Source organism: Mycobacterium hubeiense (assembly GCF_002838065.1).
GTDB lineage: Bacteria > Actinomycetota > Actinomycetes > Mycobacteriales > Mycobacteriaceae > Mycobacterium > Mycobacterium hubeiense.
The window spans coordinates 1-480 of sequence record NZ_PIZU01000144.1; the positions used below are offsets into that span (position 1 = coordinate 1).

Genomic DNA, 480 nt, shown 5'->3' on the forward strand with positions numbered 1-480 from the left:
ACCGCGCAACGGTGCCTCATTCAGGTTGACAGGTTCCGTCTCGATCAGGTCGACGTCGACGGCGTCACCGCTCACCACGGTCGCGTCCGGCCAGTCGAGAGGTTCAGTCAGTGTGCTCGACACCACCGTCGTCGGCAAACTCCTCAGCCGGGCAACCCACGGGTCATGGACCTGCTCGGTGCCCAAAGCCAGCAACTGCACGAACGTCCGATATGTGTTGGCTCCGAAGACCATTCACTGCTCCGTCTCGTATAGGGCGAGGCGGTGGTCGAGCAACTCGGGGCCTTGCTTGCCCCAGTAGCCGCCCCAGTCGCCACCGCTGACCCCGCCGTAGCCGTCAGGCTGGAGAAGACGTCGAACGTGTAGGCGGCGGCCATGGCGGGCTACTCGAATTCCGGTTGAGGGGATGTCTGGATACAGACCGGCAGCTCGGGCCAAAGTCATCGCCCGGTGACCGGGCAACTGCTCGGCGTTGACCGA

At 64.4% G+C, this 480-nt stretch carries 1 pseudogene; it reads right to left on the reverse strand.

Features of this window, described 5'->3' with window-relative positions:
* A pseudogene (locus tag CWS39_RS28435) lies at positions 1-377 on the reverse strand (dihydrofolate reductase family protein); the annotation flags it as partial.
* Positions 378-480 lie beyond the last annotated feature (103 nt).